Genomic DNA, 23,049 nt, shown 5'->3' with positions numbered 1-23,049 from the left:
AGCCTTTTTTGTAAGGAGGAGTATATGACGGTAGAATTACTGGCACCCGCCGGTTCTTATGAGGCTCTGGAGGCTGCATTTGAAGCCGGGGCGGATGCTGTCTATCTGGGCGGTCAGAAATTTGGAGCCCGTGCCTATGCCGACAATCTGGATCAGGAACAGCTGATCCGGGCGATCGATCTGGCACATCTGAAGGGAAAACAGTTGTATCTGACCATCAATACACTGTTGAAAAACCGGGAACTGGAAACGGAACTGTACGAATATCTGGCTCCGCTTTACGAGGCGGGACTGGATGCGGTTATTGTACAGGATCCGGGTGTGATGGACTTTGTCAAAACATATTTTCCGGGGTTGCATATTCATGCCAGTACGCAGATGACGATCACCGGTGTGGAGAGCGCAAAGCTTTTACAGAAAGCCGGGGCAACCCGTGTGGTGACTGCGAGGGAGCTGTCACTGGAAGAAATTAAAAAAATTTACGATGCCACGCATATGGAAATCGAGAGTTTCGTTCACGGAGCCCTCTGTTATTGTTATTCCGGTCAGTGTCTGATGAGCAGCATGATCGGAGGAAGAAGCGGAAACAGGGGAAGATGTGCACAGCCCTGCCGTCTGCCTTATCAGGTTTATCGGGACGGAAAACGCCTGAATAATGACCGGACCGGGTATGCGTTGAGTCCGAAAGATATGTGTACGGTAGATATCCTGCCGGAGATCATTGAAGCAGGCGTATATTCCCTGAAAATTGAAGGGAGAATGAAAAAACCGGAATACACTGCTGGTGTGGTGTCTGTTTACCGGAAATATCTGGACAAGTATCTTTCCGGGGAAAAAAGGCCGATCGTCACCAAAGAGGACAAACAGATGCTGTGGGATATTTATAACCGGGATGGTTTTCACCAGAGCTATTACAAGCAGCGAAACGGACGGTCCATGATGGCACTTGAAAATGAAAAAAGTGCCGGTATCATTCGAAATGAAGAATTATTTACCAGAATACGGAAAGAATATATGGACAAAAAGACGCCGGTTCTGATACGGGGAACCATGAGCCTGTATAATGGATGTCCTGCGATTCTGGAAGTACAGGCAGGTGACTGCAGAGTGACAGTAGAAGGGGAAACTGTGCAGACAGCCATGAATTGTCCGCTGGGGGAAGAAAGGATCCGCAGACAGATGGAAAAAACCGGAGGATCCGGCTTTATATTTGAAAAACTGGATATTTTTATGGGAGATGATATTTTTCTTCCGATGCAGCAGCTGAATCATCTGAGACGACAGGGGCTGGAAGCACTGGAAGAAGAGATGCTTCGTCCGTGGAAACAGCGAAAAGCAAAAGAACGAGATCTCAAAGATATACCGGAGACAGAAAAACAGACAACCAAGGAGTTTCTCACAGCTGCTGTGGAGACAGAAGAACAGCTTGCAGCAGTGGAAAAGACAGATGGAGTTAAGAGAATCTATGCGAACTGTGGAATCTTTCCGGTGTCTGGTTTTGTTCAGAATGTGGAGAGATGGATTCACAGATTGGAAGAAGAGGGGAAAGAACTGTTTCTTACATTGCCGCGAATCGTTCGAGACCGGGAACTTGATGGAAGGAAAGAGACTTTTCAAGAACTGGTTCAGAAAGGTCTTGGAGGCTTTCTGGTGCGGAATATGGAAAGCTATGGAATCCTGGATGCGATGGGACTTACCTCCCGGATCGTTCTGGATGCGAATATTTATACAATGAACAACCGGGCAGAAGCGTTCTGGATGAAAAAAGGAATTCTCGGAGATACGGTTCCGCTGGAACTGAATGCAAAAGAACTGGTACACAGAAACAATAAAAACAGTGAACTGACTGTATACGGTTATACACCGATGATGGTTTCCGTGCAGTGTGTGCAAAAAACGATGGATCACTGTAATCATGCCTGTGTACAATATGTTTTGAAAGACAGATATCAGAAAGAATTCCACGGTGTATGCAGCTGTGAGTTCTGTTATAATACAATCTACAATACGTTGCCAACTTCTTTGCTGAAAGAAAAGGAAAAAGCAGAAAAACTGGGTGTAAAGGCATATCGTCTTTCGTTTACGACAGAAACACAGCAGGAGACAGAAAAGATTGTCCGGGCATTTGTGGACGTATATCTGAGAGGACAGAAGCCGGATGGGCAGATGCAGACAGAAGAGACAACCAAAGGACATTTCCAGCGAGGTGTGGAATAGACAGAAAGTGGAGGAGATGCAGTGGAAAATGTAATCACAGAAGTATCCAAATATCTCATCATTCTTCTGATGATGATCTATACATTTTCCTGTTTTACCGTATTTCGGAAACGGGATATTGAAGATCAGAAAAATGTGCTGCGCAGACAGATCGTACTGATGCTGTTTATGAACCTGGTAGCATATACAGTGTTGTTTTTGCAGGACAACGATATGAAGATGCTGATGATGTACGGAGCAGTGTTTTTGTTTATTGTCGTGGTACAGATTCTGTATCGGGTGATTTACAGAAAAGGAAATATGTTGATTGTCAATAATATGTGTATGCTTTTGAGTATCGGGTTTCTGATCTTAAGCAGACTGAGTTTTGGTAAGGCAGTCAAGCAGTTTGAAATCGTGGTTATCGGTATGGTACTTTCGTTTATTGTACCGGTGATCGTAAGAAAGGTAAAAATTTTAAAGGATCTGACCTGGCTGTATGGAATCGTGGGACTTGCTCTTTTGATGGTGGTGCTTGCCATGGCGGCGATCTCCGGAGGAGCCAAGCTATCCATTGAGATTGGCGGTGTTACCTTCCAGTTTTCGGAACTGGTAAAGATCACCTTTGTATTTTTCGTGGCAGGTATGTTGAGAGAAGATACCGGCTTTAAGAGGGTTGTGATCACAACTGTGGTAGCAGCGACTCACGTGCTGATTCTGGTTGTGTCAAAAGACCTGGGAAGTGCGGTCGTTTTCTTTGTGGCATATATTGTCATGTTGTATGTGGCAACAAAGAAAGCACGGTATGCGCTGGCAGGTCTTGCCGGCGGCACTCTGGCTGCGGTTGTGGCGTATTTTCTGTTTAATCATGTACGGCAGCGTGTGATCGTATGGCAGGATCCCATTGCGGTATATGATAAAGTCGGAGGGGGATATCAGGTTGCACAGGGACTGTTCGGCATCAGTGCCGGCGGATGGTTCGGTATGGGACTTGGAAAAGGAATGCCGAATATCATCCCTGTAGTGGACAAGGATTTTATATTTGCAGCGATCTGTGAGGAACTGGGAGCGATCTTTGCAATCTGCATGCTACTGGTCTGCATGAGCTGCTATCTGATGATTGTCAATGTTTCCATGCAGATGAGCAAACCATTTTATAAGCTGATCGCGATGGGACTGGGTGCAGAGTATGCATTTCAGGTATTTCTGACAGTCGGCGGAACCAGCAAATTTATTCCTATGACAGGAATTACCCTTCCACTGGTAAGCTATGGCGGAAGCTCGGTAATCTGTACGATTCTGATGTTTGCCATCATCCAGGGACTGTATATTCTCAGAGAAGACGAAGGTGAAGAACTTGAAAGAAAGAGAAAAGAAAAACGTAAAAAATCAAAGAAACCACCAAAACAGAACCCGCCTGGAGGAAACGGACTATCAGGAGGAACTGGATATCGAGAGAAAACCCTCGAAGAAAAAATCCAGGAACAAACAGAAAAAAGCCTCAACTGGTAAGGAATATACGATCATTGCCTATTGCTTTGTGGGGATTTTTCTAGCGCTGATCGGCTATCTGGTTTATTTTAACGTGGAACTGAGAGATGAATATGCGAACAGCCCATATAACAGCAAACGGCAGGGAACGTACCAGGAGCGGGTAACAAAAGGAAAGATTCTGGCTTCCGATGGAGATATTCTGGCAAGTACAGAAACAGATGCGAATGGAAATGAATTTCGGATGTATCCGTATGAAAATGTATTTGCTCATGTTGTGGGATACTCGGATAAGGGTACCAGTGGTCTGGAACAGGTGATGAACTCCCAGTTACTGACCTCTCATGCCAATGTAGCAGAACAGGTGCAGAAAGAATTTCAGAATCAGAAAAATGTTGGGGACAATGTCTGTACAACGCTGAATACAAAATTACAACAGACAGCATATGATGCGCTGGGTGATCGGAAAGGTGCAGTTGTGGTAATGGAGCCGGATACCGGTAAGATTCTTGCCATGGTAAGCAAACCGGACTTTAATCCGAACACGATCTCAGATGACTGGGATCAGATCAATGCAGATGCAAACAGTTCGATTCTCGTAAACAGAGCAACACAGGGGCAGTATCCACCGGGGTCAACCTTTAAAATTATCACGGCACTGGCATACTGGAGACAGAACAATACGTTTGATAATTTTTCCTTTGACTGTGTCGGTGAAGTGGAGAATGGTGGGTATACGATCCACTGCTATCATAACAGCGTACATGGGCATGAAGATTTTGCAAGTGCGTTTGCACATTCCTGTAACTCGGCATTTGCACAGATTGGCGTGGATCTGAATCGGAGTGAGTATGTAGAGACAGTAAAAGGACTGTTATTTAATACACAGCTTCCGATCGATCTTCCATATCGCAAGTGTAACTTTGATCTGGAGGCAAACAGTGCAGATGCGCTGACGATGCAGACTGCGATCGGACAGGGGGATACCCTGGTATCTCCGATGTATATGGCGATGCTGACAAGCGCGGTGGCAAATGGCGGCAATCTGATGACACCATATCTGGTAGAAAAGATTGAAAGCTATACAGGAACAACAGTAAAATCCTATACACCAAAGATTTATAAAAAACTGATGACCACACAGGAAGCTTCAAAACTGACAGAACTGATGACTGGTGTTGTGGAGAGCGGAACCGGATCGGCACTTTCCGGAAGAGGTTATACGGCTGCAGGAAAGACAGGAACAGCAGAACACGGAGATGCCAGCAGCACCACACCGCACGCATGGTTTGTTGGATTTTCCAATGTGGAAGACCCGGATATTGTAGTCAGTGTTATCGCTGAGGAATCCGGTTCCGGAAGCGAAGTGGCAGTGCCGATCGCACAGAAAATCTTTGATGCGTATTACAATAACTAAAAGGTTGCAGAGTTTTCAGAAAAGAGGTATACTTTAGGCAGTGAGAATGTTGCTGAAGATGGAAAACAGCAGCAAAAAGATACACAACGCATTACAGGAGGATTTGCAAATGGTCGAGGCAACGAGCTGTGGCGGAGTGGTAATATATCGGGGAAAAATCCTGACTTTATACAAAAGCTATAAAAACAGGTATGAAGGATGGGTTCTGCCAAAGGGAACTGTGGAAGAAGGAGAGGAATATCATGAGACGGCTCTCCGTGAGGTAAAAGAAGAAGCAGGAGTACAGGCTTCCATTATCAAATATGTGGGAAAAAGTCAGTACAGCTTCAATATTCAGAATGATGTGGTGGAAAAAGATGTACACTGGTTTTTGATGTCAGCGAACAGCTATCACAGCAGACCACAACGGGAAGAGTATTTTGTGGATTCCGGATATTACAAATTTCACGAGGCTTACCATCTGCTGAAATTTTCCAATGAACGTCAGATTCTGGAGATGGCGTACAACGAGTATTTGGATTTGCGAAAATCTAATCTCTGGGGAAACCGCAAGTATTTTTAAAATAAATACATGTTGAAAAATGGGGAGGGATAAAAGATCTCTCCCTTTTCCGCATAAGAAAGGGGTGTTTTTGAAAACAGGATGCTGAACTGGTCGAAGAACTTATACTATGGAGAGCAGGCAAAGAAAAAAGCAACCAGGATCCGCTGGCGTGTGGAACATCGAAGACCCCAGTATGAGGTGTACCTGATCACTCTGGCACAGAATCCGGAGAATCAGCTGGAAATTATAGGAGCCAACCAAATGTTGCAGAAAACCGTGTATCGAAGATGTCCGGAGATTATCGGAATTGCATGCGGCTATGGAGAAGCACTGGAACTGGTCCGGCAGCTTGCCGAGGCTACATATAAAATGCAGAAAAACGGAGACATCCGCCGTTATCTCGGCAGACAACAGGAGGATGAATCATGTATGTAATACTGACAATTTTAAAAATTCTGGGAATCATCCTGCTGGTGTTACTGGTTATTGTGTTTTCGGTGCTGTTTGTTCCGGTAAGATACCGTCTGGAGGGAGAAAAATCATCTCCGGGATGGAGCGAAGCAAATGGAAAAGTGAAGGTTTCATGGGTACTGCATCTGATTCATCTGCGAATACAGTACCAGGAGAAAGAACTGGACTGGGAGTGCTATCTTTTTGGGGTACCACTGAAAAAAGCCGGAGCGGCTGTCAGAGAGTGGAAAAAGAAGAGAAGAAAGAAAAAGGTACAGGAGCAGAAAGAACGGAGAAAAAAAGCAGTACAGCAGAAGAATGAACCGGAAAAAAGAACAGCTGCGAAGAAAAAAGGGCAGGAAAAACCGTTACAGATAGAAGAAAAGACACGAACGGCTGCGAAAGAGCAAAAATCGACAGAAAAACAGACGAACCCAGAGAAATCGAAGACGGCTGCGCCGGAGGCGAAAAAGACAGAAATAGAGACAGCAGAACGAAAACAGCAGGAAAAGGAAAAAGTCTCCGACAAACTGTCACGATTCTGGAACAGATGTAAAAAAATCGTCGGTTCGATTTTGGAATTTCCGGGAAAACTAAAGAAAAAGCTTACAAATATCAGGTTAACATTCCGGGGATTCTATGATAAAATAAAGCGATGGCGGACGCTGTGGAACGAAGAGAGTACGCTGGCTGCACTTCATTTTCTGACAGAAAAGGGAAGAAAACTGATCCGCCATGTTCTGCCACGAAAAATCAGAGGATCCATCACCTTCGGATGCGAAGATCCGGCACTGACCGGACAGATACTCGGTGCAGTGGCGATCGCCTATCCGCTGTACGGAAAAGGCGTGGCAGTGTATCCAAGATTTGAGGAAAAGATTCTGGAGGGACAGCTTCAGATGAAAGGACGGATCGTGGTAGCCTGTCTGCTGTGGCAGGCATGGAAGATCTATCGCAACCCGGATGTACGAAAGACTTTGAAAAAGATCAGATAAAAGGAGGTTTTTGCTATGGCAGAAAACAGTTTTCAGAATACAGTAGAAGCACTTTTTAAAGGAATGGACAGCTTTATCACCACTAAAACCGTTGTCGGTGATGCGATTACCGTAGGAGATACTATTATCTTACCTCTGGTAGATGTATCTTTCGGCGTGGGAGCCGGAGCATTTGCAGAAGGCAATAAAAACAACGGAGCAGGCGGTATGGGTGGAAAAATTTCCCCGTCAGCTGTTCTGGTGATCAATAAAAACGGAACGAAGTTGGTAAATGTAAAGAATCAGGATGCAATCACCAAGATCCTCGACATGGTTCCGGATCTGGCAGATAAATTTACAGGAAAAGACAAGGACGATGCGAATACCGCCGACGATATCGAGCATATACTGAATCAAGAGGAGAAAAAGCAGGGTGAGTAATCACGAGAGTCCTGGGGTTTGTACTTTTTTGGATCGGTGTGGGTATGCTGATCCAGCTGCTGATTCCCACCTGTGTGTGGACGGTATTGATTGCAGCAGCCCTGATGATCATCGGATATAATTTATTTTGCAGTTGTTAAGAGGGTGTCCCGCTGCGCAAGATGGCGGGACACTTTTTATATCTTTAATACCGGATTGTTCCGTACTTCGTACTTCCGCAATCCTCAAAAACATGAGTAATCCGTTCATTTTTCTTCGAAAAATAGCTACTTACTCATGTTTTTGGCGGGTCCCAAGTTCAGAAATCTTCCTGCAAGCAAGATTGCGTAAGAATTCCGACCTTTTGACTCTGGTATCATAACAAAGAACAGGAGAATAACATTTATGAGTATATTAAACGTAGAACACCTGTCCCACGGATTCGGTGACAGAGCCATTTTTCAGGATGTATCCTTTCGGTTATTAAAGGGGGAACACATCGGACTGGTAGGGGCCAATGGAGAAGGAAAATCCACATTTTTTAAGATCGTCACTGACCGGATGATGCCGGACGAAGGGAAGATCGAGTGGGCGAAAAATGTGCGTGTGGGTTATCTGGATCAGCACGCGGAACTGAAAAAGGGAATGACCATCCGGGAGGTGCTGTCTTCTGCATTTTCCTGGCTGTATGAAATGGAAGAAAAGATGAATACCATCTGTGATCAGATGGGAGAGGCTTCCCCGGAAGAGATGGAACAAATGATGGAAGAACTGGGAACGATCCAGGATCTTCTGACAATGCATGATTTTTATATTATTGATGCGAAAGTAGAAGAAGTGGCCCGGGCGCTGGGACTTCTGGAGCTGGGGTTGGAAAGTGATGTGACGGAACTGTCCGGCGGACAGCGTACCAAGATCCTTCTCGGAAAATTACTGCTGGAAAAACCGGATATCCTGCTTTTGGATGAGCCGACCAACTATCTGGATGTGCAGCATATCGAATGGCTGAAGCGGTATCTGAATGAGTATGAGAATGCATTTATCCTGATTTCCCATGATATTCCATTTTTAAACAGTGTGGTTAATATCATATATCATATGGAAAGCCAGAAGCTGGATCGTTATGTGGGAGATTATCATCACTTTGAAGAAGTATATGCTGTGAAAAAGGCTCAGCTGGAGGCAGCTTATAAGAGACAGCAGCAGGAAATCAGTGAACTGAAAGACTTTGTGGCAAGAAATAAAGCCAGAGTTTCCACACGAAACATGGCGATGTCCCGTCAGAAAAAGCTGGATAAGATGGAAAAGATCGAACTGATGCAGGAACGTCCGAAACCACAGTTTCTGTTTAAAGAAGCAAGAACTGCCGGAAAACAGCTGTTTTGTACGAAAGACCTGGTGATCGGATACGACGAACCGTTATCTTCTCCACTGAATCTGGAGATGGAGCGGGGAGAAAAGGTGGTACTGACCGGAGCCAACGGTATCGGTAAGACGACCCTGTTAAAAAGCATTCTGGGAATGATCAAACCGTTGGATGGGTTTGCCCAGCTGGGAGATTACCTGTATATTGGCTATTTTGAGCAGGAATCTTCCCAGGACAACACGAAAACCTGTATCGAAGAGATCTGGGAAGAATTCCCTTCTTACACCCAGTACGAAGTTCGTTCAGCCCTGGCAAAATGTGGCCTGACCACCAAACATATCGAGAGCCAGGTACGTGTCTTAAGTGGAGGAGAACAGGCGAAAGTGCGGTTGTGTAAACTTATTAACCGGGAGACGAACCTGTTGGTTCTTGATGAGCCGACCAATCATCTGGATGCGGACGCAAAGGCAGAATTAAAACGTGCGCTGAAAGACTACAAAGGAAGTATCCTGATGGTCTGCCACGAACCGGAATTCTATGAAGGACTGGCTACCGGTGTATGGGACTGTTCTGCATGGTCCACAAAACGGGGATAAGACATTATACAAACTGAATACATAATAAAAATCTCTCTGAAAAATTGGTCGACAGGATCAAGAGACAACAGGGAATACAGTAAAAAAGAAGCGGTATGCAATGGTAGGAGTTTGCATATCGCTTCTTTTCAGCCACACTCTAGCAGACTTCGGTGACGTGACGGATCAGCATATCCTGTATTGCAGGGTATTCACCGAGTCCTTTCATACGACATTCCACATCGTATCCTGCTGCCCGGAACTGATTTTTCCAGGAATCCTCGTCATCGCCGGACATATCGTTTCGTGCATGATCGCCCGCTACGATCATGAAAGGTGCGAGGATCACTTTTTTTGCTTCCTGTTCTTTTACCATACGGGTTACATTTTCCAGTGTCGGATAGCCTTCTACGGTAGCCAGATGAATATTGGAAAATCCAAGATCTTTAAAACGATAATCAAGTGCTGCGTAGACATCATTGGCATAGTGGCTGGTTCCATGTCCCATAAGGATCAGTGCACAGTCTGCCGGGAGATTGGAGAACTCCTGGCAGATGGCATTGACGATCTCCACATGATCCTGCTGCGTGGTAAGAAGCGGATCACCAAAAGTGATGCGTTCAAAATGATTTTTAAACGCAAGAGCATCTTCTTTCATCAGATCATTTTCAATACCATTGATCACATGGGTAGGCTGTACGATCACTTCTGTGATGCCGTCTGTGATCATCTGTTCCATGGCTTCGGTTACGTTGTTGATCCGGATATTGTCCCGTTCCAGAAGTTTTGCCATGATCATTTTACTGGTCCAGGCACGGTAAATCTTATAATCAGAGAAATGTTCTCCGATGCGCTGTTCAATCACATCGATGGTCTTTTTGCAGGTATCCGGAAAACTGGTACCGAAACTGACCACCAGAATCGCTTTTCTTGTTTTAGACATAAGGTTTTGTTCCTTTCATCAATAGTGATAATTCCTCTCTATGTAGTGTACCTTTATTAATCACTTTTTGTCAATTGTCTGTAGAAAAAACCGTGTAACTATTTTCTAAAAGCGAAAGATGTGGTATGATAACTCGTAATGCATTTTGCCCTGTAACTGTAAGAAAACTGAACAGTTGCGATAAAATGCTGCCAGGGAGGAACAAAAAATGAGTATATCGATGATCGGAATCGATTATAATAAAGCAAATGTAGATATCCGTGCCATGTTTTCCTTTACAAAGAAAAATGCAACAGCGGCGATGGAACGGCTGAACAAAATCCCGGGAATCCAGGGATGCGTGATTCTGTCCACCTGTAACCGGATGGAGCTTTGGGCAAGCACGAAAGCAGACTGGGACGGAACACTGTTAGAAGAACTATGTAAGATTAAAGAAGTGGATCCAACCCAGTACGGGGAATATTTTGTGGAGCGAAACGAGGAAGAAGCCGTGGACCATCTGTTTCATCTGACCAGCGGGTTAAAATCCATGATCCTGGCGGAAGATCAGATCATCACACAGGTCAAGGATGCGCTGTCGCTGGCGAGAGAGGCCTTTGTGACGGATAATGTACTGGAAGTGCTGTTTCGAAAAGCGGTGACGGCCGGAAAGAAAGTAAAGACGAATGTTATTTTCTCCAGAGCAAATCAGACCGCGATGGATCAGGCGATTGAGATGCTAAAAGAACGGAAATTCCCGCTTCCGGATGCCAGATGTATGGTTATCGGAAACGGAGAGATGGGAAAACTGGCGGCGCAGTCTCTGAAACGAACCGGTGCGGATGTGACGGTTACCGTCCGGCAGTACCGAAGCGGTGTGGTGACAATCCCAATGGGATGTTCCAGAATCAATTATGGAGAACGTCTCAATTTTCTTCCGGGCTGTGATCTGGTGGTCAGTGCCACAGCAAGCCCGAATTATACATTGACAAAAGAACAGGTAGAAAAGCTGTCACTGAAAAAACAGATTGTTTTTATTGATCTTGCCGTTCCACGGGACATGGAGCCGGGACTCAGTGAGATCGAAGGCGTGGAACTGTATACCATCGATGATTTCAAACTGAGCGGACCGAGTGCGGCAACGATACAGTCGATGGAACAGGCAGAAGCCATCATTCAGGAAGAAATTGATGATTTTTATGTCTGGTATCAGGGACGGGCGCTGATTCCGCGGATTCAGGAGATCAAAGAGGACGCGGTGACGGATCTGAATCTCCGGTTACATAAGATTCTTGGCAAACTTCCGCTGAGCGAACAGGAGCGGAAAGACCTGGAAGCATCTATCGATACGGCAGCGGGAAAAGTAGTGACGAAGATGATCTTCGGGCTGAGGGATACCCTGGAGACGGATGCGTTTATAGATTGTGTGGAAGGACTGGAAAAAGTATATGAAGAATAGCGCTTTTTTTCCTTTATTTGTGGATATCAGTGAAAAAAAGATCGTGGTGATCGGCGGAGGAGCTATCGCCACAAGACGGGTAAAGACCTTACTTCCGTTTGAACCACAGATTGTCGTGGTGGCACCGGAAGTGACCGGAGAGCTGGAAGAGTTGAAAAAAGAAGAAAAAATTACGATTTTCCACAGAAAATATCAGAGAGAAGATATTTATGATGCCTGGATGGTGCTGGCTGCCACCAATGATCCCGAATTAAATAATGGAATCTACAGTGTGGCAAAGTGTCTGGGTGCTCTTGTGAATGTGGCAAGCAATCAGGGAAAATGTGATTTTCATTTTCCGGGAGTGATCCGGAAAGATCCCTATGTGATCGGCATCAATGGATCGGGTAAAGACCATAAAGGAACTGCCGAACTTCGAAAACAGATCGAGGCTATGGTAAACAATGCCATCTGCATCGGAAGCCGGGAGAGCCGTCTGGCGGTGATCCAGAGTGAGATGGTGATGGAATATCTGAAAAAAGAATGTCCGCAAAAAGAGATCCGTCTGCTTACGATGAAAACAACCGGCGATAAGATTCTGGACCGGACGCTGGATAAAGTGGGCGGAAAAGGACTGTTTGTAAAAGAACTGGATAAAGCACTGCTGGAGAGAAGAAGTGATTTGTCCGTACACAGTCTGAAAGATATGCCTATGGAAGTTCCGGAAGAACTGCCGATCGTGGCATTTTCAAAAAGGGAAGATCCCAGAGATGTGCTGGTGCTTCCGGAAGGTGCAGACAACCTGGATCTGTCGAAACCTATCGGATGTTCCAGTCAGAGGCGAATCCTGCAGCTGCAGCAGATGTACCCGGAAGCGACCTTTAAAAGTATCCGCGGAAATGTGCTGACCAGATTGAACAAACTGGATGGAGGAGAGTACAGCGGGCTGATCCTGGCAGCAGCAGGATTAAAACGACTGGGACTGGAAGAACGGATTTCCAGATATTATGAGCCGGATGAAGTGATTCCGGCAGCAGGACAGGGGATTCTTGCAGTTCAGGGACGACAGGGAGAAGATTATTCGTATATGGAGCGTTTTGCAGACAGAGAGGGAACGATTGCAGCACTTTGTGAGCGTGCCTTTGTCCGATATCTGGATGGCGGATGTTCCTCTCCGGTAGCGGCCCATGCGGTAATCGAAGGTGATGAGATTTTCCTGCGAGGGCTGTATTATCAGGAAAGTACCGGAAAGCATAAGATAGGAACGATGCGAGGCTCTTTGGAAGATCCGGAGACCCTGGGTGTGAATCTGGCAAAAAAACTGATCTGGGAGGTTGGAAAGAATGAGTAAACAGGGAAAAGTCTGGCTGGTAGGTGCAGGTCCGGGTGATGTGGGACTTTTTACCATCAAAGGAAAAGACATCCTTGCAAAAGCGGAAGTTGTGGTATATGACAGTCTGGTAGGTGACGGTGTGCTGACAATGGTACCGGAGAATGCGGAGAAGATCAACGTGGGCAAACGTGCCGGGCATCATACGATGAAGCAGGAAAATATTAATAAAGTTCTTCTGGAAAAAGCACAGGAAGGAAAAAGGGTGGTACGGCTGAAGGGTGGCGATCCGTTTCTCTTCGGACGTGGTGGAGAAGAACTGGAACTTCTGTGCGAACATAAAATTCCATATGAGGTTGTACCTGGTGTAACTTCCTGTATCGCGGTTCCGGCCTATAACGGAATTCCGGTCACACACAGGGATTTCAGTTCCTCTGTTCATGTGATCACCGGTCACAAACGGGCAGGAGAAAGATATAACATTGATTTTGAAGCCCTGGTCAGGACAAAAGGAACGCTGGTATTCCTGATGGGAATCACGGCGATGGAAGATATCTGTAAAGGGCTTCTTGAAGCCGGTATGGATCCGGAGACACCTGCGGCTGTTTTACAACAGGGAACTATCGCGGGGCAGAAAAGAGTAGTGGCTACGGTGAATACATTAAAACAGGCCTCCAATGCGGCGAAGATCCAGACACCGGCAATTATTGTGGTCGGACAGGTCTGTCAGGTGGCAGATACTTTTGGCTGGTATGAAAAACTGCCGCTTGCCGGTTATAAAGTTCTGGTAACCCGTCCGAAAGAACTGGTTTCCGGCATGGCAAAGAAACTGCGGGAACAGGGAGCCGAGGTGCTGGAACTTCCGGCGATCGGTGTGAAACCGGTGGAAGACAGAACAAATCTTTCCCGGGTATTTGAAAAACTTGACACTTATCAGTGGATTGCATTTACCAGCCCGAGCGGTGTAAGAATCTTCTTTGAACTGCTGATGGAAGCCGGAAAAGATATCCGCGCACTGGGACAGATAAAAATTGCCGCCATCGGAAGAGGAACAGAAAAAGCATTAAAGAAACATAATCTGTATCCTGATCTGATGCCGGAAGTCTTCGACGGGGCATCTCTGGGAGAAAAAATGGCAAAAGAATGTGAGCCGGGAGCGAAGATATTACTGGCAAGAGCGGCAATCGGCAATAAAGAAGTGATCGAAGAACTGGCAAAAAGAGAAGACCTTATAGTAGATGATGTGGCAATTTATGATACATTCTATGAAGATCAGGATCTGATCGATGAAAAAGGACAGTTTGAGAGAGGGAAGATCGACTGTGCCGTATTTACCAGTGCATCAACGGTAAAAGGCTTTGTAGCTGCCACAGAGGGACTGGATTATACGAAAGTTCTTGCGGCCTGTATCGGAAAACAGACGCAGGAGGAAGCGTTACGATACGGAATGAAAACTGCAGTCGCAAAAGAAGCATCTATTGACAGTCTGGTGGAACTGGTAATAAAATTGAAAGGGCAGATATCCGGAAGTTACTGATATAACGAGGAGAATATCTGCAGGGAATTCACTCTGTAGCGAAAGCAGGAAAACAGCGGACGGCAGAGAGAATGAAACCAAGCTAAGATAGAAAGTGACAGAAGAAAAGAGGAAGAACAGTCATGGATATGATAAAGAGACCGAGAAGACTCCGCGGAGGAGAGACAATCAGAAAGATGGTACGGGAGACCCGGATGGACAAGTCTTCCCTGATTTATCCGATGTTTGTACAGGAAGGCACCGGAAGAGAAGATGAGAGTCCGTCCATGCCGGGACAGTTCCGCTACACGCTGGATCGTCTGCCATATGAACTGGAACGCCTGGCGAAAGCAGGTGTGGGAAGTGTGATGCTTTTTGGTATCCCGGATCACAAAGATGAGATTGCCAGTCAGGCGTATGCCCAGGATGGCATCGTACAGCGGGCGCTTCAGGTGGGAAAAGAAAAATTCCCGGAGCTGTATTATATTACCGATGTGTGTTTGTGTGAATATACCAGTCATGGGCACTGTGGCATGCTTTGCGGGCATGAAGTGGAAAACGACAGCACTCTGGATCTGCTGGCCAAGACAGCTCTTTCCCATGTACAGGCAGGTGCGGACATGGTGGCACCTTCTGATATGATGGATGGCCGTGTTCTGGCGATCCGCAGGATGTTAGATAAAAACGGTCACAAAGAGATCCCGATCATGTCCTATGCAGTAAAATACGCATCTGCGTTCTACGGACCGTTCCGTGAAGCGGCAGATTCTGCTCCGGCATTCGGAGACAGAAAAAGTTACCAGATGGATCCGCACAACAGCCGGGAAGGTGTGAAAGAAGCTCTTCTTGATGTGGATGAAGGAGCCGACATCATCATGGTAAAGCCGGCACTTTCCTATCTGGATATGATCACAAAAGTAAAAGAAGTGACCAACGTTCCGGTAGCAGCCTACAGTGTCAGCGGAGAATACGCGATGGTGAAAGCAGCGGCACAGAAAGGCTGGATCGATGAAGAGAGAATCATGTGCGAGATGGCAGTGAGCACCTATCGTGCCGGCGCACAGATTTATCTGACGTATTATGCAAAAGAACTGGCAAAATGTATGGACGAAGGGAGAATCGGATAATGAGCAGATCAGATGAATTATTTGAAAGAGCAGTGAAGGTTATCCCGGGAGGTGTCAACAGCCCGGTACGTGCCTATGGTTCTGTAGGGATGACTCCAAGATTTATCGAGGGCGCATCAGGCCCATATGTAGTGGATGCAGACAGCAAAAAATATATTGATTATATCAGTTCCTGGGGACCGATGATTCTCGGACACAACAATCAGGAAGTTCTGAACGCCGTGATCCGGAAAGCAGAGAGCGGTCTGAGTTTCGGTGCGGCTACCGAGATCGAGGTGGAGATGGCGGAATTTATCTGTGAAAATATTCCGTCCATCGAGATGATCCGAATGGTCAATTCCGGAACAGAAGCCGTGATGAGTGCGATCCGTGCCGCCAGAGGCTATACAGGAAGAAATAAAATCGTCAAATTCGCCGGATGCTATCACGGACATTCCGATGCTCTGTTAGTAAAAGCAGGATCCGGTGTGATGACGGCAGGAATCCCGGACAGTGCCGGCGTACCGGCGGGAGCAACCCAGGATACCCTGACGGCTGTATACAACAACCTCGAAAGCGTTAAGATGCTGTTTGAAGAAAACGAAGGACAGATCGCAGCCGTGATCGTGGAACCGGTCGCAGCTAATATGGGTGTGGTACTTCCAAAGGAAGGCTTCTTAAAAGGTCTTCGTGAACTCTGTACGAATCATGGTGCAGTTCTGATCTTTGATGAGGTAATTACAGGTTTCCGTCTGGCATTCGGTGGTGCGCAGGAGCGGTTCGGAATCGAGGCGGATCTGGTGACTTACGGAAAAATCATCGGTGCCGGTATGCCGGTAGGTGCTTTTGGCGGAAAACGGGAGATCATGGAAGTGATCGCACCGGTAGGCCATGTATATCAGGCAGGAACTCTGAGCGGTAATCCGGTAGCTATGGCCGCAGGTCTGACACAGCTGAAAATCCTGAAAAATCATCCGGAAATCTATACTCATATGAGCCAGATGGGAGAAAAGCTGTATGAAGGTATGAAAGAACTGGTGAAAAAATACGGAAAACCATGGAAAGTCAACCATATCGAATCTCTGGGATGTATCTATTTCACCGATCAGGATGTGGAAAATTATGAAGACGCAAAAACTTCTGACACAGAGGAGTTTGCACGTTACTTCCACTATATGCTGGAACATGGTATCCATCTGGGACCGTCCCAGTTCGAGGCAATGTTCTTATCTAATGCCCATACCGAAGAGACAACCAAAGAGACACTGGAAATCTTTGAGGGATTCCTGAAACAGGAGTAAGTAGAGGAAACCGTTCAGGGCCTGCAACTGCGAAGGCACGAAACGGTTAATCAAAGAGGATATCAAATAAATGAAAAGTGAATGGATGATAACCCTGCTCACGGCAGGGGGCATCCTGATCCTGTGCGCTGCCATGATCATCTGGGATAAGATCCGGCAGCGCAAATGGTTTCTGCGGCATCTGAAACAGCGGTGGGGAACCGTACCGGATCGGGAATATACCCAGGAGGAATTGGAAAGCATCTCCCATTATGCGAAACGGAATGAGGGAGAGCAGTTTATGATCGATGATATCACCTGGAACGATCTGCAGATGGATGAAATTTTTATACGTATAAACAATACACTTTCTTCCTGCGGCGAAGATGTACTTTACCAGATATTGCGCCAGCCGCAGATGGATCGAAACGTGTTGGATGAAAGAGAACGGCTGATTGCATATTTTCAGACCCATGAAGAAGAACGGATTCAGGTGCTGACACGGGTAAATGAGGTCAAAAAGATCTGGAAAATGTCTATTGCGGATTATATCGATGCATTGAAAGACGTGGATCGCAGAGGAAGAGGAAAATACCCTCTGCTGGCAGGACTTTCGGCAGCGGCAATTGTCGCTACGCTGATCCGCCCGATCCCGTGTATGTTTCTGTTGCTTCTGATGCTCTGCGTCAGTGCGGTGGTTCATACACGGGATTCCAAAAGGATTGAACCGTATCTGAACTGCTTTGTCTGTATCCTTCGTCTTCTGCGGGCAGCGGATCAGTTTGAAAAACTGGACAATCCGGTGATTCAGACCTATCTTGACCGGATCCGGACAGGCAGAAAGAAAATGAAAAGTTTCCGCCGGGGTGCTTTTCTGGTGGCTTCGACGAATTCTGTACAGGACGGTCTGGAAGCAATCATTGTCTCCTATCTTCGCATTATCTTTCAGGTGGATTTTATCAAGTTTTATTCGATGCTGAAACATGTAGAAGGGAATGAATCCACCATCGAAGATATGTATCAGGCGATGGGAGAGTTAGATGCTTTGATTGCGGTTGCTTCGTTCCGGGAGAGTCTGCCTTATTACAGTCAACCCGAATTCGCGGAAGTGAATGACCGGGAGGGTGCATCTTTGAAAGTGGAGAAACTGTATCATCCGCTGATCGGCGATCCGGTTGCAAACAGCATACAGATGCAGAGGGGAGTGCTGATCACCGGATCCAATGCTTCCGGAAAATCTACATTTTTAAAAACCATTGCGATCAATACCATTCTGGCTCAGACCGTACACACCTGTATTGCAAAGGATTACTGTGGAAGTTTTATGAAGATCCTTACTTCTATGGCATTGCGGGACAATCTGGCAGGTGGCGAGAGCTACTATATGGTAGAGATCCGTTCCCTGAAACGAATTCTGGAAGAGTGTGAGAAACCGGAACCGGTGCTTTGTATCGTGGATGAGGTTCTTCGCGGAACCAACACCATCGAGCGAATCGCCGCATCCTCACAGATCCTGCATTCTCTGGCAAAACCGAAAGTTCTTGCCATGGCGGCAACGCACGATATCGAACTGTCCTATGTCCTGGAAAAAGAGTATGATAACTATCACTTTGAGGAAGAGATTCAGGAAAATGATGTGGTATTTGACTATAAACTCCGCACCGGCAGAGCCATGACGAGAAATGCGATCCGCCTGCTTGCTATGATCGGTTATGATCCGAAGATTATCGAGGCGGCACAGGAGAGCGCGAAACACTTTGAAGAAACCGGTGTGTGGAAATAAAAGGAGAACTGTTATGTTAGTGAAAATCTATACCGACGGCGCAGCCAGAGGTAACCCGGACGGACCGGGAGGATATGGCTGTGTCCTGCATTATACCGATCGAAATGGAAATCTTCACGAGAAAGAACTTTCCGCAGGATATAAAAAGACGACAAATAACCGGATGGAGCTGATGGCAGCGATCGTGGGTCTGGAAGCCCTGAACCGTCCCTGCCAGATCCAGTTATATTCCGATTCCAAGTATCTGGTAGATGCCTTCAACCAGCATTGGATCGATGGCTGGATCAAAAAAGGATGGAAGCGTGGAAAGAATGAGCCGGTAAAAAATGTGGATCTGTGGAAACGTCTGTTACAGGCGAAAGAACCACACCAGGTGGAATTTATCTGGGTGAAAGGCCATGACGGCCATGAGATGAACGAGCGGTGCGATTATCTGGCAACCTCTGCGGCGGATGGAGACAATCTGTTGGTGGACCCGGGGATTGCATAAAGAAAAAGAACATGTATTTTAATTATATTAATAGCTAAAATACATGTTCTTTTTGGTATATAAAACGCTGTACTAGCAATATCAACCGGGAAGATCTCCACGGATCCGGCAGCGGTAATCGCTTGGTGTGATTCCCATGATACGGTGAAAGATTTCCGTATAATAGCTGGCACCGGAGAACCCAACCTGTAAAGCGATCTCTGTGATGGTATACGAGGTATTGACAAGCAAAGGAATACTCTGTTCGATACGGTAAGTCATCAGATAATTCATCGGTGTCTGGTGGAGAAGACGTTTGCAGAGTCTTTCACACTCCCCGGGACTTACAGAGACCGCATCTGCAAGATCCTTCAAAGATATTTTACCGGTATAATGAGAGTGAATATAAGTAAGAAACGTATCCAGTGCTTTTCTGTCTCTGGATATTTTTTTTGCGGGAGCGATCGTAAAGCCAGGTCGCTGACTCATTTTCCAGAGAAGTCCCCAGGCGTCGGAAAGATGGGAGAGAATCTGCAATTCCCAGGTTTCCGGTTGTTCCTGGTGAAGAATCCCACACTTGTAGAGAATATGCAGAAGTATCTGCTGTTCAGGATCTTCCGGACGTATATAAAGTGCAGGAGTTGCCGGATTACCGAGCAGAGGTTTTACGTATTTTCGGAAAAGAACATTAGACTCGGTACCATAGATAAAAGCAGGGTGGAAGACAATGGTATGCGATACTGCGGTTTCATTTCCCACAGGATGACAATCGTGCAGCTGTTTGGCATTGATCCAGAGCACCTCTCCGGGGTGGAGTACATATTCAGTTAATTCAACCTGAATCCGTACAGATCCCTGAAGCTGATAGTGAAATTCCACTTCCGGATGCCAGTGCATGGGAACATACAGGGTATGTTCCCCGCTTTCCGACACTGGAAAATAATCCATGTGGATATCAACCGGAAAATCATGGCTGCCATGAAGCTGATTTTCTTTCAGATTTTTCTGGGTGGAAATGACAGGACAGTTTGTTGACATAAGCGGTACCTCGGATTATGTTGATTTTGTTATAGAAATTGCAGATATTGTGATAGCTGAATTCCTGTGAAATTATTATACTGTCTTTTGTGTTAAAACACAAGAAAGGAAGTTCAGAATGATTTTGTTATAAAAAACAGATGAAAATCTGATTTTCAGGAGAGAGGAAGAGAAGGAGGATCTTTTATTATGGGAACAAAAAAGAATAATCTGGGGGTTCGTATCGCGATGGCGGTAATCGGAATAGCACTGACTGCTGTTTCTGTGGGGCTTCAAAAGATTTCGGGACTTGGAGTGGATCCGTTTAGTGTTATTATTTTCGGGTTTTCCAATGCCTTTCATGCGACATATCAGACCGTATACATTGTGGTGTGTGCCGTTTTGCTGAGTATAGCATTTGTTTTTAACAGAAAATTACTTGGAATTGCAACGATTGTCAATCTGTTTTTCAGCGGATTTGTTACAGACTTCACCAGAAAAGCAGCTGTAAAAGTGGTGGGAGAACATCCCTCAATGGCAGTCCGTGTGATTTTATTGCTGATTGTGGTACTGTTGATTTCTATTTCTGCTGCTTTGTACTATTCTTCAGAACTTGGGGTATCTCCATACGATGCACAGGCACTGACACTTGCAGAGAAAACAAAATTTCCGTTCCGGGCAGTAAGAATCGGTACCGATGTGGTATGTTGCACTGTCGGGTTTGCTCTGGGAGGAGATCTGGGACTGGCTACCCTGGTGTATGCTTTTTGTATGGGACCGTTTATCCAGTTTTGCAGGGAACATTTTACGGATAAGATGGCAGCAGGAGAAATGTTTCGCAAATAAAGAACGAGAATAAGGGAAAATCCGCTGGTGTCCCAGCGGATTTTCTGTGAGCACGGAGTATATTTGAAATCATATTTTGAAAAACGGTGTGAGAGCAGACAGCACAGCATCCGGTGTATTTTTTCGTGAGTTTTTCCAACAATCACGGAATAATGATTGACAGTATGCACGCAGAATGATATACTCATTCTGTTAAAAAGATAACGGTAAAAATTACCGAATATCGACCACATAGAAAAGCGTAAGGTGTCGGATGACAGAAGATTTCTGTTAATCCGGTGAAAAGGGAAACAGGTGTGAATCCTGTACGAACTCGTCACCGTGATTCGCGAGGGAAGACAAAAACCACTGGGAAACCGGGAAGGTGTCAAACCGCTTGAGCGATCAGCCGGGAGACCTGCCTTTGCGCAGTACGGGAACGAAAGTTCAGGCCACGAGGAATTGGCAGTACGAAAGAAAAACCTGTTTGCTTGTATAAAAATGGTTTTTCCGGCACTTATGGTGAAAGAAACATCTATAACCGTTAAACGGTTCTGGTATCCCTGAAACTGATTCTGAAACTATAAGAAGAATTCCAAATGTAGTACCTACTACCTTCGTCTCCGGACGGAGGTTTTTTACGTTTCATGCGGGCAAGACCCCAGACAACCTTCTTCGGAGAGCCGTCCTGTACCACCGTGGTACACAATCTCAAAAGGACAAAGACAGGAGGAACCATGAGATGAAAAAGAAAATTGTAGTGCTGATGCTTTCAGCAGCTATGACCATGTCCATGATGACAGGATGTGGAAACACAGCAAAGGATGACAGTGCATCCACAACAACAGAAACAACACAGGATGCAGAAGCCACAGAAGAAGCAGAACCGACAGAAGAAGCCACCGAAGAAGCCGCAGATGACAGTGCATCTGACCAGGAGGCAGCAGATAAAGTAGCAGCCCTGATCGATCAGATCTATGTGCAGGAAAGAAACGACAACACTGACGAACAGTGTAAAGAAGCCAAAGAAGCCTGGGATGCTCTGACTGATGCACAGAAAGAACTGGTAGAAGGTGAAAATGCAGACCCTGATTACTTTGGAAGAGATACCGGTGACGCATCCAAGGACGATCCGTTAAACGGAGATGACATCGGTGACAACGAACTGCTGGTAGTAAGTTTCGGTACTTCTTTCAATGACAGCCGTACAGCAGATATCGGAGGTATCGAGAAAGCCCTGCAGACCGCATATCCGGACTGGTCCGTAAGACGAGCCTTTACCGCACAGATCATCATCAACCATGTACAGGCCCGTGATGACGAGAAGATCGACAATATGGATCAGGCCCTGCAGCGTGCCGTAGACAATGGTGTAAAGAACCTGATTGTACAGCCGACCCATCTGATGCATGGCGCTGAGTATGACGAACTGACAGAAGCAGTAGAAAGCTACAAAGATAAATTTGAATCCGTAACCATCGCAGAACCACTGTTAGGAGAAGTTGGGGACAGTGACGATGCAGTCAATGATGACAAAAAAGCAGTAGCAGAAGCCATCACGGCAGAAGCAGTGAAAACAGCCGGATACGACAGTCTGGAAGTTGCGGAAGCAGACGGAACCGCATTTGTATTCATGGGACACGGAACTTCTCACACTGCAAAGATCAGCTACAGCCAGATGCAGAGCCAGATGAATGATCTGGGATATGACAATGTATTTATCGGTACCGTAGAAGGAAAACCGGAAGATACTGCATGTGAAGCAGTGATCGAAAAGATCAAAGAAGCGGGATACAAAAAAGTAGTGCTTCGTCCGCTGATGGTAGTAGCCGGAGACCATGCAAATAACGATATGGCCGGAGATGATGAGGATTCCTGGAAGAGCCAGTTCGAGGCATCAGGAGCATTTGACAAGATTGATACTCAGATC

Annotated in this window: 19 protein-coding genes, 1 pseudogene and 1 riboswitch; of the genes and pseudogenes, 18 read left to right on the top strand and 2 right to left on the bottom strand. The window is 46.0% G+C overall.

Annotation, left to right across the window (positions count from 1 at the left end):
• Positions 1-24: 24 nt before the first annotated feature.
• The 8 genes from MSA64_RS04010 to MSA64_RS03975 all read left to right on the top strand — a co-directional run bounded on the left by MSA64_RS04010 (position 25) and on the right by MSA64_RS03975 (position 9,454).
• Positions 25-2,217: a U32 family peptidase gene (locus MSA64_RS04010; protein ID WP_287890656.1), complete on the top strand. Its 2,193-nt coding sequence runs from the start codon at positions 25-27 to the stop codon at positions 2,215-2,217.
• Positions 2,218-2,238: 21 nt separating this feature from the next.
• Entirely contained in the window at positions 2,239-3,708 is a 1,470-nt protein-coding gene (locus MSA64_RS04005) for an FtsW/RodA/SpoVE family cell cycle protein (protein ID WP_277663605.1), read from the top strand.
• A 28-nt stretch (positions 3,709-3,736) separates the two neighbouring features.
• Positions 3,737-5,104, top strand: coding sequence for a peptidoglycan D,D-transpeptidase FtsI family protein (locus MSA64_RS04000; RefSeq protein WP_022173178.1), 1,368 nt, complete (start codon positions 3,737-3,739; stop codon positions 5,102-5,104).
• A 109-nt stretch (positions 5,105-5,213) separates the two neighbouring features.
• Entirely contained in the window at positions 5,214-5,666 is a 453-nt protein-coding gene (locus tag MSA64_RS03995; protein ID WP_022173179.1) for an NUDIX hydrolase, read from the top strand.
• A gap of 81 nt (positions 5,667-5,747) precedes the next feature.
• The gene (locus tag MSA64_RS03990) at positions 5,748-6,083 is read left to right on the top strand and encodes a hypothetical protein (protein ID WP_022173180.1); all 336 of its coding nucleotides are present in this window, start codon (positions 5,748-5,750) and stop codon (positions 6,081-6,083) included.
• Entirely contained in the window at positions 6,074-7,093 is a 1,020-nt protein-coding gene (locus MSA64_RS03985) for a DUF2953 domain-containing protein (protein ID WP_277663604.1), read from the top strand. The genes MSA64_RS03990 and MSA64_RS03985 overlap by 10 nt, the downstream gene beginning before the upstream one ends.
• 15 nt (positions 7,094-7,108) lie before the next feature.
• Entirely contained in the window at positions 7,109-7,513 is a 405-nt protein-coding gene (locus MSA64_RS03980) for a GerW family sporulation protein (protein ID WP_022173182.1), read from the top strand.
• Between the two features lie 384 nt (positions 7,514-7,897).
• Complete coding sequence (locus MSA64_RS03975; protein WP_022173183.1) at positions 7,898-9,454, top strand: ABC-F family ATP-binding cassette domain-containing protein; 1,557 nt, start codon at positions 7,898-7,900, stop codon at positions 9,452-9,454.
• Between the two features lie 139 nt (positions 9,455-9,593).
• Here MSA64_RS03975 and MSA64_RS03970 read toward each other — a convergent pair whose 3' ends face one another.
• Entirely contained in the window at positions 9,594-10,376 is a 783-nt protein-coding gene (locus MSA64_RS03970) for a sirohydrochlorin cobaltochelatase (protein ID WP_154432282.1), read from the bottom strand.
• Positions 10,377-10,584: 208 nt separating this feature from the next.
• Here MSA64_RS03970 and hemA point away from each other — a divergent pair, with 208 nt between their 5' ends.
• From hemA to rnhA, 8 genes and pseudogenes are all read left to right on the top strand, one after another.
• Positions 10,585-11,814, top strand: a complete 1,230-nt coding sequence (gene hemA, locus MSA64_RS03965; protein ID WP_287890650.1) for a glutamyl-tRNA reductase — start codon at positions 10,585-10,587, stop codon at positions 11,812-11,814.
• Positions 11,804-12,202 (top strand): annotated as a pseudogene (locus MSA64_RS11945) (precorrin-2 dehydrogenase/sirohydrochlorin ferrochelatase family protein); the annotation flags it as partial. The gene hemA and the pseudogene MSA64_RS11945, both read left to right, overlap by 11 nt.
• A 45-nt stretch (positions 12,203-12,247) precedes the next feature.
• On the top strand, positions 12,248-13,144 hold the full coding sequence (gene hemC / locus MSA64_RS03955) for a hydroxymethylbilane synthase (protein WP_235904503.1): 897 nt from the start codon (positions 12,248-12,250) through the stop codon (positions 13,142-13,144).
• Positions 13,137-14,660 carry a uroporphyrinogen-III C-methyltransferase gene (cobA, locus tag MSA64_RS03950; RefSeq protein ID WP_154432285.1) on the top strand — a complete coding sequence of 508 codons (1,524 nt, stop codon included), beginning with the start codon at positions 13,137-13,139 and terminating at the stop codon, positions 14,658-14,660. Before hemC ends, cobA begins: the two co-directional genes overlap by 8 nt.
• 122 nt (positions 14,661-14,782) lie before the next feature.
• Positions 14,783-15,766 carry a porphobilinogen synthase gene (gene hemB, locus MSA64_RS03945; protein ID WP_287890647.1) on the top strand — a complete coding sequence of 328 codons (984 nt, stop codon included), beginning with the start codon at positions 14,783-14,785 and terminating at the stop codon, positions 15,764-15,766.
• Positions 15,766-17,046: a glutamate-1-semialdehyde 2,1-aminomutase gene (hemL, locus tag MSA64_RS03940; protein WP_154432286.1), complete on the top strand. Its 1,281-nt coding sequence runs from the start codon at positions 15,766-15,768 to the stop codon at positions 17,044-17,046. The genes hemB and hemL overlap by 1 nt, the downstream gene beginning before the upstream one ends.
• A gap of 70 nt (positions 17,047-17,116) precedes the next feature.
• On the top strand, positions 17,117-18,808 hold the full coding sequence (locus MSA64_RS03935) for a MutS-related protein (RefSeq protein WP_154432287.1): 1,692 nt from the start codon (positions 17,117-17,119) through the stop codon (positions 18,806-18,808).
• Between the two features lie 13 nt (positions 18,809-18,821).
• Positions 18,822-19,298: a ribonuclease HI gene (gene rnhA / locus MSA64_RS03930; RefSeq protein WP_022173191.1), complete on the top strand. Its 477-nt coding sequence runs from the start codon at positions 18,822-18,824 to the stop codon at positions 19,296-19,298.
• Positions 19,299-19,379: 81 nt separating this feature from the next.
• Here rnhA and MSA64_RS03925 read toward each other — a convergent pair whose 3' ends face one another.
• Positions 19,380-20,315, bottom strand: a complete 936-nt coding sequence (locus tag MSA64_RS03925; protein WP_277663599.1) for an AraC family transcriptional regulator — start codon at positions 20,313-20,315, stop codon at positions 19,380-19,382.
• A gap of 189 nt (positions 20,316-20,504) precedes the next feature.
• Here MSA64_RS03925 and MSA64_RS03920 point away from each other — a divergent pair, with 189 nt between their 5' ends.
• The gene (locus MSA64_RS03920; RefSeq protein ID WP_277663598.1) at positions 20,505-21,140 is read left to right on the top strand and encodes a YczE/YyaS/YitT family protein; all 636 of its coding nucleotides are present in this window, start codon (positions 20,505-20,507) and stop codon (positions 21,138-21,140) included.
• 227 nt (positions 21,141-21,367) lie between these two features.
• A riboswitch (cobalamin riboswitch) is annotated at positions 21,368-21,560 on the top strand.
• 301 nt (positions 21,561-21,861) lie between these two features.
• A partial coding sequence (locus MSA64_RS03915) for a sirohydrochlorin cobaltochelatase (RefSeq protein WP_287890643.1) occupies positions 21,862-23,049 on the top strand: 1,188 nt, incomplete at its 3' end.

Source organism: Oliverpabstia sp. (assembly GCF_022785585.1).
Taxonomy (GTDB): Bacteria; Bacillota; Clostridia; order Lachnospirales; family Lachnospiraceae; genus Oliverpabstia; species Oliverpabstia intestinalis.
This window is presented reverse-complemented; position numbering and strand designations above follow the sequence as displayed.

Coding starts and splice junctions, on each gene's coding strand:
- MSA64_RS04010 (WP_287890656.1), top strand. CDS start 25: ATGACGGTAGAATTACTGGCACCCGCCGGTTCTTATGAGGCTCTGGAG.
- MSA64_RS03995 (WP_022173179.1), top strand. CDS start 5,214: ATGGTCGAGGCAACGAGCTGTGGCGGAGTGGTAATATATCGGGGAAAA.
- MSA64_RS03990 (WP_022173180.1), top strand. CDS start 5,748: ATGCTGAACTGGTCGAAGAACTTATACTATGGAGAGCAGGCAAAGAAA.
- MSA64_RS03985 (WP_277663604.1), top strand. CDS start 6,074: ATGTATGTAATACTGACAATTTTAAAAATTCTGGGAATCATCCTGCTG.
- MSA64_RS03980 (WP_022173182.1), top strand. CDS start 7,109: ATGGCAGAAAACAGTTTTCAGAATACAGTAGAAGCACTTTTTAAAGGA.
- MSA64_RS03975 (WP_022173183.1), top strand. CDS start 7,898: ATGAGTATATTAAACGTAGAACACCTGTCCCACGGATTCGGTGACAGA.
- MSA64_RS03970 (WP_154432282.1), bottom strand. CDS start 10,376: ATGTCTAAAACAAGAAAAGCGATTCTGGTGGTCAGTTTCGGTACCAGT.
- hemA (WP_287890650.1), top strand. CDS start 10,585: ATGAGTATATCGATGATCGGAATCGATTATAATAAAGCAAATGTAGAT.
- hemC (WP_235904503.1), top strand. CDS start 12,248: ATGGTAAACAATGCCATCTGCATCGGAAGCCGGGAGAGCCGTCTGGCG.
- cobA (WP_154432285.1), top strand. CDS start 13,137: ATGAGTAAACAGGGAAAAGTCTGGCTGGTAGGTGCAGGTCCGGGTGAT.
- hemB (WP_287890647.1), top strand. CDS start 14,783: ATGGATATGATAAAGAGACCGAGAAGACTCCGCGGAGGAGAGACAATC.
- hemL (WP_154432286.1), top strand. CDS start 15,766: ATGAGCAGATCAGATGAATTATTTGAAAGAGCAGTGAAGGTTATCCCG.
- MSA64_RS03935 (WP_154432287.1), top strand. CDS start 17,117: ATGAAAAGTGAATGGATGATAACCCTGCTCACGGCAGGGGGCATCCTG.
- rnhA (WP_022173191.1), top strand. CDS start 18,822: ATGTTAGTGAAAATCTATACCGACGGCGCAGCCAGAGGTAACCCGGAC.
- MSA64_RS03925 (WP_277663599.1), bottom strand. CDS start 20,315: ATGTCAACAAACTGTCCTGTCATTTCCACCCAGAAAAATCTGAAAGAA.
- MSA64_RS03920 (WP_277663598.1), top strand. CDS start 20,505: ATGGGAACAAAAAAGAATAATCTGGGGGTTCGTATCGCGATGGCGGTA.